General features: G+C 60.9%; 12 protein-coding genes. 1 reads left to right on the top strand and 11 read right to left on the bottom strand.

The window, feature by feature from the left end:
- Positions 1–205: 205 nt before the first annotated feature.
- The 4 genes from QZ522_RS12595 to QZ522_RS12580 all read right to left on the bottom strand — a co-directional run bounded on the left by QZ522_RS12595 (position 206) and on the right by QZ522_RS12580 (position 6,412).
- Complete coding sequence (locus tag QZ522_RS12595; protein WP_294611964.1) at positions 206–1,609, bottom strand: MATE family efflux transporter; 1,404 nt, start codon at positions 1,607–1,609, stop codon at positions 206–208.
- 97 nt (positions 1,610–1,706) lie between these two features.
- Positions 1,707–2,966, bottom strand: a complete 1,260-nt coding sequence (locus QZ522_RS12590; protein WP_294611962.1) for an FAD-dependent oxidoreductase — start codon at positions 2,964–2,966, stop codon at positions 1,707–1,709.
- Positions 2,963–5,149, bottom strand: coding sequence for a thiamine pyrophosphate-dependent enzyme (locus QZ522_RS12585; protein WP_294611960.1), 2,187 nt, complete (start codon positions 5,147–5,149; stop codon positions 2,963–2,965). Before QZ522_RS12585 ends, QZ522_RS12590 begins: the two co-directional genes overlap by 4 nt.
- A gap of 39 nt (positions 5,150–5,188) precedes the next feature.
- Complete coding sequence (locus QZ522_RS12580) at positions 5,189–6,412, bottom strand: acyl-CoA dehydrogenase (protein ID WP_294611958.1); 1,224 nt, start codon at positions 6,410–6,412, stop codon at positions 5,189–5,191.
- Positions 6,413–6,515: 103 nt separating this feature from the next.
- On the opposite strand from QZ522_RS12580, the gene QZ522_RS12575 reads away from it, so the two are divergent.
- Entirely contained in the window at positions 6,516–7,427 is a 912-nt protein-coding gene (locus tag QZ522_RS12575; protein WP_294611955.1) for a LysR substrate-binding domain-containing protein, read from the top strand.
- Between the two features lie 9 nt (positions 7,428–7,436).
- On the opposite strand, the gene phoB is transcribed toward QZ522_RS12575, so the two are convergent.
- From phoB to QZ522_RS12540, 7 genes are all read right to left on the bottom strand, one after another.
- Positions 7,437–8,126, bottom strand: a complete 690-nt coding sequence (phoB, locus tag QZ522_RS12570) for a phosphate regulon transcriptional regulator PhoB (RefSeq protein ID WP_294611953.1) — start codon at positions 8,124–8,126, stop codon at positions 7,437–7,439.
- 17 nt (positions 8,127–8,143) lie between these two features.
- On the bottom strand, positions 8,144–8,863 hold the full coding sequence (gene phoU / locus QZ522_RS12565; RefSeq protein ID WP_294611951.1) for a phosphate signaling complex protein PhoU: 720 nt from the start codon (positions 8,861–8,863) through the stop codon (positions 8,144–8,146).
- Positions 8,864–8,874: 11 nt separating this feature from the next.
- Positions 8,875–9,672, bottom strand: a complete 798-nt coding sequence (pstB, locus tag QZ522_RS12560; RefSeq protein WP_294611948.1) for a phosphate ABC transporter ATP-binding protein PstB — start codon at positions 9,670–9,672, stop codon at positions 8,875–8,877.
- Positions 9,673–9,686: 14 nt separating this feature from the next.
- Complete coding sequence (gene pstA / locus QZ522_RS12555; RefSeq protein ID WP_294611946.1) at positions 9,687–10,949, bottom strand: phosphate ABC transporter permease PstA; 1,263 nt, start codon at positions 10,947–10,949, stop codon at positions 9,687–9,689.
- 10 nt (positions 10,950–10,959) lie between these two features.
- Positions 10,960–12,333, bottom strand: coding sequence for a phosphate ABC transporter permease subunit PstC (pstC, locus tag QZ522_RS12550; protein ID WP_294611945.1), 1,374 nt, complete (start codon positions 12,331–12,333; stop codon positions 10,960–10,962).
- Between the two features lie 69 nt (positions 12,334–12,402).
- Entirely contained in the window at positions 12,403–13,455 is a 1,053-nt protein-coding gene (locus tag QZ522_RS12545) for a substrate-binding domain-containing protein (RefSeq protein WP_294611943.1), read from the bottom strand.
- A 157-nt stretch (positions 13,456–13,612) separates the two neighbouring features.
- The gene (locus tag QZ522_RS12540; RefSeq protein WP_294611966.1) at positions 13,613–14,662 is read right to left on the bottom strand and encodes an ATP-binding protein; all 1,050 of its coding nucleotides are present in this window, start codon (positions 14,660–14,662) and stop codon (positions 13,613–13,615) included.
- Positions 14,663–14,731 lie beyond the last annotated feature (69 nt).

Raw genomic sequence — 14,731 nt, 5'->3', positions numbered from 1 at the left:
GTGCCGCTGTGACTTATGCCAACGGCATGGTTTGCGCAAGGTTGAGGTGATCACTGGGGGCCGACGATCGAGGGACACATGAGGTATGTGGCATAATATACGGAAAAATAATGATAATAGTTTGGATCGAAAAGTTGATCCGGACTGTTCACTCGCAATATATTAACATAATCATGATTATGCGTTATTTACGCTAGCCAATGCGCTACCTGTAGGATCGGTTCGAAACCACCTGCATGCGCATATCCGGACAGGTAAACTGCCCCTTCAGCGGATCACGACACGGCGCCTGGATCACCCTGAGGCCAAGCCATATCGCAACGGCGGCAAATACGGCGCCACCGACGGCCTGGCCGATCAACACCCCATGCGCCCCCCAAATCGCCCCGAAGGCCAGTGCAAATGGCAAGGTGCCAACAGTCTGGCGCGCCCAGTTGACGCCCGTCGAATATCCCGGATGCCCAAGATTGTTGAACGACGCGTTCGCGACGAAAATCGCCCCGTTGAAAAACGACGCAAGCGCCAGCGGCCCGCAATAGAGATATAGCAACGAGCGCATCATGTCGTTGGCATCGAACAGCCCGGCAATCGGCGCGCGCAGCACGAACAAGAGCGCCGACATCACCAGCACGTAGATCGCGAGGAATCTCAAGCCTTCAAAGAAGGTCTGTTCAACCCGATCAAGACGCCCTGCCCCGAAATTCTGCCCAAAGATCGGCCCGATTGCGCCCGACAGCGCCAGAACGACGGAAAACACGACCGGTACCATTCGGTTGATCACTGCCATGCCGGCCACGGCGTCATGCCCGTATTTGGCCATTTCCCGCGTGACGATCGCCGCGCCCACCGGCGTGGCGACGGTGCCAAGAACCGCTGGCACGGCGATTTCGGCGGCCTCGCGGAAATCACGGGCAACGCACTGCGGGCGTGGCACCGCAAAGGCCTGATAGCGCAGGACCGCAAGCCCCATGGCCATCACCATGGTCGCGAGACGCGCCGCCACTGTGGCAAATGCTGCGCCGTTCAGGCCCATGCCAAGGGTGAAGATCAAGAGTGGATCGAGCACGGCATTGACCCCGCCGCCCAAAAGCGCCGGATACATTGCCCCGCGCGCATCGCCGTATGACCGCAAAACCGCAACTGCGACCATCGCCAGGCCCGAGACCATCGTGGTCGGCAGGATGATCCAGAGATAATTCCTGGCCAGATCGGCGACTGCGCCAGTGGCCCCGATCAGACCCAGCAGGAATTCGATATTCGGCAGCGCCAGTATCGGCAGGATGATCCCCACCAGAACCGACAGAACCGCCACGCTGGTGGCGTATTCGCGTGCATCGACTTCATTGTCGGCCCCCATGGCCTTTGCCACAAGCGCACCAGCGGCGATCGACAGGCCGATGTTCACGGCGCTGGCAAAGAACATCACTGTGCTGGCATAACCCGCCGCCGCCGCAAGTTCGTCGCGTCCCAGCATCGAGATGAACACGATATCCAGAAGATCGACCGCAAAAATCGCCATCAGGCCGATGCTCGAAGTGAACGACATGACCGAGACATGCCGCAACAGGCTGCCTTGGGTGAAACTTGCTCTGATGTCGTGATGGGCCATGCTCTGCTCCGGGCGCTACTTCGAGCGGTGCAGATATACCCAATTTGCCCCGGCACAATGCCTAATGGGTCAACAAACAGTGACTGTGCGCCAATGCCTAGCTACGCGCCGCCGCGAGATGCACCAGCCGCGCCCCGGTCTCGTAAAACAGCGATTTGAGGGTGCAGAACCTTTCGCTATAGCCGTCAATCGCCGGCACCGGCAGGCCGCTTTCATCCTCGCCAAGCAAGGCCAGTGCCGCCGCGCGGCCAAACGCCGTGCCGGGGCCGATGCCGCGTCCCGAATAGCCGAACACGGCCAATCCCGCGGGGCCAAGTCGCAATATGCGTGGCAGGTGATCCTGGGTCATCGCAATCTTGCCGCTCCAGGCGTGTTCGATCTTTGCCCCCGCCAGTTGCGGGTACAGCCGGGCCAGCTTGCGCTCTGCCCAATTGGCATGGATGGCCGCGTCGCCGCCCATGCCACCGATGATCACACGCCCCGCCTCGTCCCGGCGGATCGAGGTCATGATCAGCCCGGTATCCCAGGCGCCCTCGCCGCCCGCCAGAATGGGCCCGGCAAGATTGTCGCCAAGCGGCGTGGTGGCCAGTTGGAAATACTGCACCACCGGGATGTCCGGCAAAGTCACATGCGATACCTGCTGATGATAGGCATTGGTCGCCACCAAAAGGCGGCGTGCCCTGATCTTGCCCGAGCGGCTCGTCACCACCCACTGACCGCTGCGCCGCTCGGCGCCAGTGACGGGACTGTTTTCGTAGATCCGCGCGCCCTGCTCGCTTGCCGCCCGCGCCAGACCTCGTGCATAGGACAAAGGCTGGATCGTGCCCGCGCGCGCGTCATGGATCGCCCCGCCAAAAGCCGCGCTCGCGGTGCGCGCGGCAACCTCGACGGCGGACAGATATTGCACCGGCGCGCCGCGCGCCTGCAACTGTGCAAGGCGCGACTGAAGCTGGCCTTCGCCCGATTGCGCATGCGCCAGATGCAGGGTGCCTGCGCGCTTGGGCTCGCAGGCGATGTCATGCCGCGCGATCAGATCGAATACGAGATCCGGGGCCTTGGCCAGAACCCTGTTGAGATGCTCACCGGGCCCATCGCCAAGCGCCTTGCACACATCATCGGGCGGAAGCCAGAGACCGGCATTGACCAGCCCCACATTACGCCCCGACCCGCCGTGACCGATGTGGTTGGCCTCCAGTACGGCAACCTCGGCCCCCTGCCCGGCGGCCGCAAGCGCGGCCGAAAGCCCGGTAAACCCGCCGCCGATCACAATCAGATCGACGCCAAGTTCGCCTTGAAATCCGGGTCCCTGAAAGGTTTCAACGGCACTTTCGTGCCACAGGTTTCCAAGCCCGCTCATCCGCGCAACAATCGCTCTGCGGCGGCGATGATCGACGCCCTTGACGGCATCGTGACGCCATAGGCCGGGCCGGTCGCGATAAAGCTGTCCTGCGCCACCTCGCGGGCGACCGGCAGGTTCAGACGTTCGGCGAAGAGCGCGGCAAGCGCCTCGGCCTGCCCGCCGGTGTGGCGACATTCATCGACAATCAGAATGCGATCACACCCCTCAACCGCCTTGATCAGCGCGTCTTCGGGCAAGGGCGCAAGCCAGCGGAGATCGACCACCCGCACCCCCTCGCCCAGTTCGGCCATCGCCTGATGGCTCAGATAACAGCCGTTGCCATAGGTCACGATCGCCAGATCGGTGCCGGTGCCGGTAACGCCGACTTGCCCCAAAGGCGCGCTTGCCTCCGGCCCCGGATAGCGGTGCATCCAACCGCCATCGCCCGCCTCGTGCAGATCGCGCATCGGGTAAAGCGCAATCGGCTCGACCATGACCACGACACGGCCCTCTTCACGCGCCAGACGGACCGCCTCTCTGAACATGAGCACAGCATCGCAACCATTTGAAGGACAACCAATAATAATCCCAGGTATATCGCGCAGAACGGCCAGAGAATTATCGTTGTGAAAATGTCCGCCAAAGCCTTTCTGATAGCCAAGTCCGGCAATCCGAAGCACCATCGGGTTGCTGAACTGACCGTTCGAGAAAAACGGCAACGTCGCCGCTTCGCCGCGTAACTGATCCTCGGCGTTGTGCAGATAGGCCAGAAACTGTATCTCCGGCATCGGGATATAGCCGTTCTGCGCCAGTCCGAGAGACAGGCCCAGAATACTTTGCTCATCAAGCAGGCTATCAATCATCCGGTGCGCGCCGAACCGTGCCTGAAGACCCTTGGTGATGCCGTAAACCCCACCCTTGCGGCCAATATCCTCGCCCGCCATGATGATTTCAGGGTGCTCCAGCATAAGGTCGCTCAGGCCGAGATTGATCAGCTTGTTCATCGGCTGTGGCGACTCGAGGGCGCGCATATCCGACGCCCCGAAACACGCGGCGCGTGCCTCGGGGGCGGGGCCGTTCACGCGCGGGGCGTTGCGCCGGGGCGGGACAATCGAGGCCATGACATCCGCCGCAGTTTTGAGCTTGGGCCGCGTTACGGCGTCTTTTGATTTGGATGAAGTTTCCGTGAAAACATCATGATATATATCAAGTATCTCGGATTTCGTAGCCGCGCCTTCGGCGATGAGACGCGCCGCCGTGTAGAGCAGCGGATCATGAGCCTCGTTGGCCTCAATCTCGGCCATGGGGCGATAGGCCGCCTCGACATCCGGGCCGGCATGGCCATAAAGGCGCACGCAGGACATATGCAGGATTGCCGGTTTGCGCATCCGCCGCACCCAATCCGCGGCCTCGCGCGCCGTGGCATATGTCTCGACCGGATCAAGCCCGTTGCAGGTAAAATACCGCAGACCGGGCCGCGATTGAAGCACTGCCGAAACCCAACCATCAGGTGATTTAACAGAAATCCCTATCCCGTTGTCTTCGCACAGAAAAAGCAAAGGTAAGGGGGCACCTTTCCAGCTTGTCCAACCGGCACAGTTTAGCGCCCCTTGCGCCGTGGAATGGTTCATCGAGGCGTCGCCGAAGCTACAGAAAGCAATCGCATCGGGCGCGTATTCCGGTGCAGGCGGTGGTGAGCGTCGCATCAGGCCGATGGAATAGGCCGCACCGACCGCCTTGGGCAGATGGCTGGCGATGGTCGAGGTTTGCGGCGGAATATTCAGGGCCTTGCTGCCGAGAACCTTGTGCCGCCCGCCACTGATCGGATCTTCGGCCGAGGCGGTAAAGCTAAGCAGCATATCCCAGATCGGATCCTGCCCCGGCACCTGTTGCGCACGCGCGATCTGAAACGCGCCGTCGCGGTAATGCAGAAACGCCGGATCAGTGGGGCGCAGCGCACGTGCCACAGCCGCAACCCCCTCGTGCCCGCTGGAACCGATGGTGTAAAACCCCTGCCCCTGCGCCTGAAGCTGGCGCGCGACGCGGTCAAGTTGACGGCTGATGACCTGAGCGTGAAACAAGGCCAACAATGCGGCGTGGTCAAGCCCGGCCTGTTGCGCCGTCAACGTCGAAAGCGCGGGCAGATCGCCCGCGCCAACGCGCCTTAGGAAGTTCTCGTGAACGATGTCTGCGCGATCCATGCAAGCCCTGTAGCAAATGTTCGAGGCAACTTTGCAGTGTCAGAAAAACGCCTGCAACCCGGTTTGCGCACGCCCGAGAATAAGGGCGTGAACATCATGCGTGCCCTCATAGGTGTTCACGGTTTCAAGGTTGACCATATGCCGGATCACCTGGAACTCCTCGGAAATCCCGTTGCCGCCATGCATGTCGCGGGCGTGGCGCGCGATTTCGAGGGCCTTGCCACAATTGTTGCGCTTGATCATCGAGATCATCTCGGGCGCGGCATTGGCTTCGTCCATCAGGCGACCGACCCGCAGGGCGGCCTGGAGACCAAGCGTGATTTCGGTCTGCATGTTGGCCAGTTTGAGCTGAAAAAGCTGGGTCTGCGCCAGTGGACGGTTGAATTGCCGCCGGTCCAGCCCGTATTGCCGTGACGCCTGCCAACAGAACTCCGCCGCGCCCATCACGCCCCAGGCGATGCCATAGCGCGCCCGGTTCAAACATCCAAAAGGCCCTTTAAGCCCTTGAACGTTCGGCAAAAGAGCGTCTTCGCCAACCTCGACGCCATCCATCACGATTTCCCCGGTGACTGAGGCGCGCAACGATAGCTTTCCACCCACTTTCGGCGCGCTCAGACCCTTCATGCCCTTTTCAAGGACAAAGCCGCGAATCTTGCCGTCATGCGCCTCGGATTTCGCCCAAACGACGAAAACATCGGCGATCGGGCTATTGGAAATCCACATCTTGGTCCCGGTCAGGCGATAGCCGTTGTCGGTTTTCTCGGCGCGGGTCTTCATCCCCGCGGGGTCCGATCCGGCATCGGGTTCGGTCAGGCCGAAACAGCCGATCAGCTCGCCTTTTGCCAGTCCCGGCAGGTACTTGCGCCGCTGTTCTTCGCTGCCGTAGGCATAGATCGGATACATCACAAGGCTGGATTGAACGCTCATCATGCTGCGATAACCCGAATCGACACGCTCGATTTCACGCGCGACAAGGCCATAGGTGACATAGTTGGCACCAAGGCCGCCGTATTCCTCTGGGATGGTCGTGCCCAACAGGCCCATATCGCCCATTTCGCGAAAGATGCCGGGATCGACCCGCTCTTCGCGATAGGCCTCGATCACGCGAGGCTGAAGGGTGCCTTGGGCGAATGTGCGTGCACTTTCGGCAATCATCCGCTCTTCTTCGCTTAACTGATCCGCCAGGCGAAACGGGTCGGCCCAGTCAAAGCTGTTGAGGTCTGGTGCATCCTTGGCGCGCAGAACCGGCGTTTTGGCGTTCATGGGGACATCCTTATGAGTTTTTTGCAGGTTGTAGGCAGAATACACTGGTCAAAACGGATATAATAACGATATTTGCACATAAACCCATGAGTAAATCGCAAGTATGAGCCTCTCGCGCCGCTTCCTGCCGTCAATTGCCTCGCTGCGCGCGCTTGAAGCGCTTGATCGGCTTGGAAGCGCAACTTCGGTGGCGCAAGAGCTTTCGCAAACGCAAAGTGCGGTCAGCAGGCAATTGAAAACGCTGGAAGATCAGCTTGGCGTAACGCTTGTCATTCGCGAGGGGCGCAGTCTTGTCCTGACGCCGGAGGCCGCCGAATATGCCGATAAAATACGCGGCGCCTTGCAACAGATCACGCAGGCCTCGCTAAAACTTACCGTCAACCCGGTCGGCGGAAGCCTGACATTGGCGATTTTGCCGACCTTTGGGATGCGCTGGCTGGTGCCGCGTCTGGCCGATTTCGCGCGGTTGCATCCGGAGGTGACAATCAATCTTTCAACCCGCCTCAAACCATTTAACTTTGCTACAGAACCATTTGATGCGGCAATACATTTTGGCGAAGACGACTGGCCGGGAACGCAATCCCTTCGGCTTCGGACCGAAACCGTCTTGCCGGTCTGCACGCCGGATTTTCTGACGGCCCGCGCGCCGCTGACAAATGCGGCGGATATGCTGCGCCTGCCGCTTTTGCATATCGAAACCCGGCCACAGGCCTGGGCGGCGTGGCTGGCGGCGCATGGGGTGACGGGGCGACAGGTGACCGGGACGATCTATGATCAATTCTCAACCATCACGCAGGCGGCATTGCATGGCCTTGGCGTGGCGCTGTTGCCGGATTACCTGGCGGAACAGGATCTGGCAACCGGACGGCTGGTCTGCGCCTGGGGTGGCCCGACACAGACACCCGGCGCCTATTATCTGGTCTGGCCGCTGCGCAATGCGCGCGATCCGGCCTTGTTGAAGTTTCGCGACTGGCTTGCCGGTCAGGCCGAGGACGAAGACCCCCTGCCCCGGTAAGCCGTGCGCTTAGCCAAGCGCATAGCCCGCGCCGCGCACCGTGCGCAGCGGATCATCTCCGCCATAGTGGCAGAGCGCCTTGCGCAGCCGCCCGATATGCACGTCAACGGTGCGGGTATCGACATAGATGTCGCGCCCCCAGACACGATCCAGCAGTTGATCGCGCGACCACACCCGGCCCGGCTTTTCCATGAAAGTCGAAAGCAGGCGGAATTCGGTCGGCCCAAGCTTGAGCGGCTGGTCGGCGCGCGTCACCCGGTGGGTTTCGGCGTCGAGCACGATATCGAGATACTCAAGCCGCTCACCGACCGTCGAGGGGCGTGTACGGCGCAACTGCGCGCGCACCCGCGCCAGGAGTTCGACCACCGAATAGGGTTTGACCATATAGTCGTCGGCACCGGTTTCAAGGCCGCGCACAAGGTCAACCTCTTCCGAGCGGGCCGAAAGCATGATGATCGGAATGGCACGGGTTTCCGAACGGGTCTTGAGACGGCGGCACACTTCGATGCCCGACACATTGGGCATCATCCAGTCGAGCACAATGATATCCGGCGGCGATTCTTCGACGATCAAAAGCGCCTCTTCGCCGTTGCTGGCGGTAAGCACGCGAAACCCGTCCGCCTCGAGGTTATAACTCAAAACCTCGCGCTGTGCGGGTTCGTCTTCGACCAATAGAACGGTAGGCTGATCGGCGGCCATGACGCGGGCTCCTGTGATTAGGATGTCGGTGCAATCGACGAGTCGGTCGAGGTCTCATCGCCCTTGGGGCGCGGTTCTTCGGGCATCTCGCCGCTGACCAGATAGATCACCTGCTCGGCTATAGAGGTCACGTGATCGCCCATGCGCTCGGTATTCTTGGCTATGAAATGCAGGTGCATGCAGGCGGTGATCTTGCGCGGGTCTTCCATCATGAAGGTCAGGAATTCGCGGAAGATCGCGTTATACATCTGATCCACGTCCTGATCGCGCTGAATCACCTCGTAGGCAAGATTGACGTCGCGCTGAATATAGGCATCAAGCACATCCTTGAGCATCGCCTCGACCTCGCGCGCCATCCGGCGCAGCGCCGCCGGCGAGCCGCTGACCGGCGACATCTGGGCCAGGATCGAGGTCCGCTTGGCCATGTTCTTGGCATAATCCCCGATCCGCTCAAGGTTGGCCGAGATCTTGATGACTGACAGCACAAGCCGCAGATCCCCCGCCGTGGGCGCCCTCAAGGCGATCACGCGGGCGGCCTCTTCGTTGATTTCCTCTTCGAGGATGTCGATCGCCTTGTCGCGACCGCGCACCTCTTCGGCAAGCTCTTCGTCGCGGGTTTCAAGCGAGCGGGCGGCGTCGCTGATGGCGCGCTCCACCAGACCGCCCATTTTCATGATCCGGGCCTGAATGGTTTCAAGGTCGCGATCAAAAGCCGAGGCAATGTGTTGGTTTGACATGGATTTCGTCCTTAACCGATGCGCCCGGTGATGTAGCTTTCGGTGCGCTCATCAGAGGGGTTGGTGAAAATGTGGCTGGTCTCGCCAAACTCGACAAGATGGCCAAGATGGAAAAACGCGGTTTTCTGGCTGACGCGGGCGGCCTGTTGCATCGAGTGGGTGACGATGACGACAGAGTAATCCTGGCGCAGCTCGTCGATAAGCTCTTCGACCTGGGCGGTGGCAATCGGATCAAGCGCCGAGCACGGTTCGTCCATCAACAGCACCTCGGGTTGCGTCGCCACGGCACGCGCGATGCAGAGCCGCTGTTGCTGGCCACCCGAAAGGCCGGTGCCGGGCGTGTCGAGCCGGTCCTTGACCTCGTTCCAGAGCGCGGCCCGCCGCAACGATTTCTCGACGATCACGTCAAGGTCGGCACGCGTGTTGGCCAGCCCGTGAATGCGCGGCCCATAGGCCACGTTGTCATAGATCGACTTGGGGAAGGGGTTTGGCTTTTGAAACACCATCCCGACCTTGGCACGCAGCTGAACCGGGTCGATCGAGCGATCATAGATGTCCTGTCCATCGAGGCGGATATCGCCGGTCACGCGACAGATCGGGATGGTGTCGTTCATCCGGTTGAGACAGCGCAGGAACGTCGACTTGCCACAGCCCGACGGGCCGATAAACGCGGTCACGGTATTGTCGAGGATATCGACATCAACGCCTTTGATAGCTTCGCTCTCGCCATAGTACACATGCACGTCGCGGGCGGTAAATTTGAGTGTTTCGGTGGTCACGTTATTCTCCAGCGTTGGCAGGTCGTACATCGGTCTGTCCTTTTCTACCATTTCCGCTCAAACTTGCTGCGCAGATAAATGGCGATGGCGTTCATGGTGATGAGGAAGGTCAGCAACACCAGAATTGCGGCGGAGGTGCGGCTTACAAAGCCCCGTTCGGGGCTGTCGGCCCAGATAAAGATTTGGGTGGGCAAGGCGGTCGCGCTATCCAGCGGCGTATCAGGCGCCGAGGTAATGAAGGCGTTCATCCCGATCAGCAATAGCGGTGCGGTTTCACCAAGCGCCTGTGCAAGGCCGATGATGGTGCCGGTCAGGATGCCTGGCATCGCCAGCGGCAGGACATGGCCGAACACCACCTGATGCTTGGACGCGCCCACCCCAAGGGCGGCCTCGCGGATCGAGGGCGGCACCGCCTTGAGGGCTGCGCGCGTCGCGATGATGATCGTCGGCAGCGTCATGAGTGCCAAGGTCATCCCCCCGACAAGCGGTGCCGAGCGCGGCAGGCCGAACCAGCCGATGAACACCGCCAGAGCAAGAAGGCCGAACACCACTGAAGGCACCGCCGCGAGGTTGTTGATATTGACCTCGATGAGATCGCTCAGCTTGTTACGCGGGGCAAATTCCTCAAGATAGATCGCCGCACCTATACCAAGCGGGAAGGAGATCACGAAACACACCAGAAGCGCCCAGAAGCTGCCGACCAGCGCGCCCTTGAGGCCGGCCAGTTCTGGAAAGCGGCTATCGGTATTGGTGATCAGGCCCCAATTGACGGGCTGCGAAATCGCGCCTGCCCTGTCCAGCGTGTCGAACCAGTCGATTTCGCGGTCGCTGACGCGGCGCTGTGTCTCTGGGGTGTCGCGTTTGACCAGCCCCTTGGCAAGCTGATCGTAGGGATCAGAGGTGGGGACCGTCACGGATATTGTCTGACCGATCAGGGCGGGATCGGCGACGATCCGGTCGCGCAGAGTGAATTGTGCACCGTTGGAGAAAATCCCCTCTAGCGCCTTTTCATCGGCCCGCCCGCTGACATCGGGAAAATAGCCTTTGAGGCTGGCCAGAAGCACATCGTCAAAGCCCCCGCGCGGCAGGCGCTCTGGCTTGATTTCAGCGGGATCGACAAAGACCTCGACGGTGATATGGGTCTGCGTAAAGGCCTTGTAGCCAGAGCTGACCAGCGAGGAGACAAGAATGAACAGCATCAGCGCGGCAAAGCCGATGGCGGCCATGCCAAAGCCCTGCACCATCATCTGATGGCGGTTGCGCCGCTTGAGGTGGCTGCGCGTGCCATGGGTCGAAAGATCGGTCATCGCGGTGTCCTTAGTCATAGGCTTCGCGGTACTTGCGCACGATGCGCAGGGCGAAAATATTGATGATCAGCGTGACGATGAAAAGCATCATCCCAAGCGCAAAGGCGGCCAGTGTCTTGGGGTTGTCAAACGAGGTGTCGCCAATCAGCAGGGTCACGATCTGAACGGTAACGGTGGTCACGCTGTCAAGCGGGTTCAACGTCATCTTGGCGATCAACCCGGCGGCCATCACCACGATCATGGTCTCGCCAATCGCCCGGCTCACGGCCAGAAGAACGCCGCCGACAATGCCCGGAATGGCAGCCGGAAACAGAACGCTGGTCATCATTTCGGCCCGTGTCGCCCCAAGCCCAAGCGCCCCGTCGCGCAAACTCTGCGGGACTGCCGAAAGCGCATCATCGGCAAACGACGAGATGAACGGGATAAGCATGATCCCCATCACCCCGCCCGCCGCCAATGCGGTATTGGGCGACACGTCAAGCCCAAGCGACTGGCCGAATGTGCGGATCGCGGGGGCGACCACAAGGATGGCGAAAAAGCCGTAAACCACTGTCGGCACCCCGGCGAGGATTTCCAGGAGCGGCTTGGCCACAGCGCGGAACCTGCGCGGCGCGAATTCATTGAGATAGATCGCCGACATCAACCCGACTGGCACCGCGATCACCAATGCGATCACCGTGATCACCAATGTGCCAATCATCACCGGCAACCAGCCGAAAGCGCCCTCGGCGGCGACCTGATCTTCACGCAGGGGAATCTGCGGCTCCCAGTTGGTGCCGAACAGGAATTCGATAACCGAGACCTTGGCGAAGAACTTGGAGGTTTCGAACATCAGCGAGGCGACAATCCCGAGTGTGACGAAAATCGCCACGATTGAACAGCCGATCATCAGCCCCGAAATGATCCGCTCAACCCCGTGGCGGGCGCGGAACTCTGCGGTAACCTTGCGGCGGCTGAACAGCACCAGCGCCAGCGACAGTGCCGCGACCAGCACCAGAAGCATCTGTCCGCTGCGCGCCTGCAAGTCGGTCAAACGTTGTGCCGCGTCCATTTTCCAAGGCTCGGGCGTGCCGAACACAACGCCTCTGGCGATGGATTTGATCTCGGCGACGACAAGCTGCACCTCGCCGCTGCCAAGTCCGTCCAGCTCTGTGCGAATACCGGACTTCAACAGCGCATCAATCAGCGGACCCTGAAGCAAAAGCCACAGGAGGATCAGCACAAGCGCCGGAACCAGCACCACCAAAAGCGAATAGGCGCCGTGAAAGCCCACCAATGAATGCAACCGCGCCCCGTCTTGACGGATCGCGGTGGCGGCCTGGCGGTTCCAGATATAACCGATCAGGGAGATAACCATAAGGCAGGCGAAGGCAGCGGTGGTCATGGCACTCTCGCGTTTTGAAATAAAAGGGGTGCCGCCCGACACATGGCCGGGCGGCGGTCATCCTGGCGCTTACTCTTTCGGCGCCATGTTCTCGCCGTCGATCACGGCGTCTTGCGTCGTGGCGCGCAGGTCGTCCGGCAGGGCAACCATGCCACGCTCGCTCAGATAGCCGCCCGGCTCCATCGCGTCATCGGACATGTATTCTTCGATGAACTCCTGAAAGTTCGGGATCACGCCGCGATGCGCGTTCTTGGTGTAAAAGAACAGCGGGCGCGAGATCGGGTAGGAAAAGTCGCCAATGGTTTCGGCGCTCGGCTCTACACCGGCGATCTTGACGGCCTTCAGCGTATCAAGGTTCTCATAAAGGAACGAATAGCCAAAGATGCCCATTGCATGCTCGTCTGCGTTCAGGCGCTGCACGATCAGGTTGTCGTTCTCGCCTGCTTCAACAAACGGCCCGTCCTGACGCATCCGCGAACAGTTTTCCTTGACGGTCGCCTTATGCGCGGCCTTGTCGGTCTCTTTCAGGGCTTTCATGAAGGGGGTTGCTTCACAACCGGCATGCATTGCCAGTTCGACAAAGGCGTCGCGTGTGCCCGATGTGGGCGGCGGGCCATAGGCAAGAATATCGACGGCCGGCAGGCTTGCATCGACATCCGCCCAGGTCTTGTTGGGGTTGGCGACCCAGCCACCATCCGTGGGGATTTCAGCGGCAAGCGCAAGGAACACCTGTTCAAGCGTCAGATCCCAGTCGTTCTCGGCATCGCGCGAGATAGCAATCGACAACCCGTCATAGCCGATCATCGCCTCGGTGATGTCGGTCACGCCGTTTTCCTGGCACAGCTTGTATTCCGAGGCCTTCATGGCGCGCGAGGCACCGGTCAGGTCGGGATGTGCTTCACCGATGCCTGCGCAGAAAATCTTCATGCCGCCGCCGGTGCCGGTCGATTCGACGATCGGTGAGGGGGCGCCGGTCACATTGGCGAATTGCTCGGCAACGGCCTGGGTATAGGGGAACACGGTGGACGAGCCGACGATGCGGATTTCGTCACGGGCCTGAGCCGCGCCAACGGCAAGGCTGGACAGCGCCAGGGTGGAAACGGTGAGTTTGAAAAGCGACATGGATTGCTCCTGATTTCGGTTGTGCGGGGCGCCCGTATTGGCGACCTCTGGCCCGCTAGCTAGGATGTTCCGACAACGCTTTTGTTACACTTTCGTAACGGTTTTATGACAGGTGCAGTTTTGGCGGTTTTTTGTTCGGGGGAGGCTGTAAAAGCACTTACTCCGGCGCGATCCAGCGCGGCAAAACCACGCTGAATTCACTGCCCTGCCCCGGCACCGACTGGATTCGCAGCCGACCGCGATGGCGGTTGACGATATGCTTCACAATCGCAAGCCCAAGCCCGGTGCCCCCCATCTCGCGCGAGCGATGCGTATCGACGCGGTAGAATCGTTCGGTCAGGCGCGGAATATGAAGCGGATCAATGCCCGGCCCCTGATCACGCACCTGCGCGATCACCGCAGGCACCCGCAGGCTTGTTTCGGGCGGGGCCGCGTCAAGCGTGATGGTGATCTTGTTGCCCCGTCCGCCGTATTTGATCGCATTCTCGATCAGGTTGGTGAACACCTGCTGCAACTGGTCGGAATTTCCGGGCACCAGCACGCCTTCGGGCGGTTCAAAGGCGATCTCGCAGTCGCGTTCCTTGGCCAGGGGGCGCAGCGTGTGCAGAACCGAGCCGATGATGCGGCCAAGATCGACCGGATCCTTGACGCGCACCCGTTCTTCGCTTTCGACCCGGCTTAGCGACAGAAGATCACGCACAAGGCGTTCCATCCGGGCGGCCTCGGACTGCATGATGCCAAGAAAGCGGTCGATGGCGCTGTCATCACGTCGCGCAGGCCCCTGCAGGGTCTCGATAAACCCCATCAGCGCGGTCAGGGGCGTGCGCAGCTCATGGCTGACATTGGCCACAAAATCGCGCCGCATCTGGCTGGCCTGTTCTTTCTCCGAGGTGTCCTCGAAACATAACAGAACGCCACGCGTGGACGCCATGTCGATAAATCCAAGGCTCATCGCATAACTGTTGTCGCGCCCGGCATCACTGCTCAGATAGGTGGCTGTGCGGGGCTGATGGTCGGCCAGGGTGGCCTCGATGGCATCCGTCACCTCGGGCTGTCGCAGGGCGGTCATGAAATGGCGCCCCACAATTGCACGCCCCAGAAGGTCAGAGGCCCGCGTGTTGGCGCCAAGGATGCGCGCATCCTCGCCCACAACAACAGCCGCCAACGGTAGCGCCGCCAGAACCGAGGCGATCCCCTGTTCCGGCATCGCGCTCAAAGCGCCGCTAGCCCGGCACGAAACCGGCGCATGTTATCCTGGTAATGGCGCGCGCTGGCC

Origin of the sequence: uncultured Roseovarius sp. (genome assembly GCF_913054395.1) — a bacterium.
Classification (GTDB): Bacteria; Pseudomonadota; Alphaproteobacteria; order Rhodobacterales; family Rhodobacteraceae; genus Roseovarius.
Note: the sequence above shows the minus strand (reverse complement) of the source record. Positions and strands in the feature narration are given on the sequence as shown.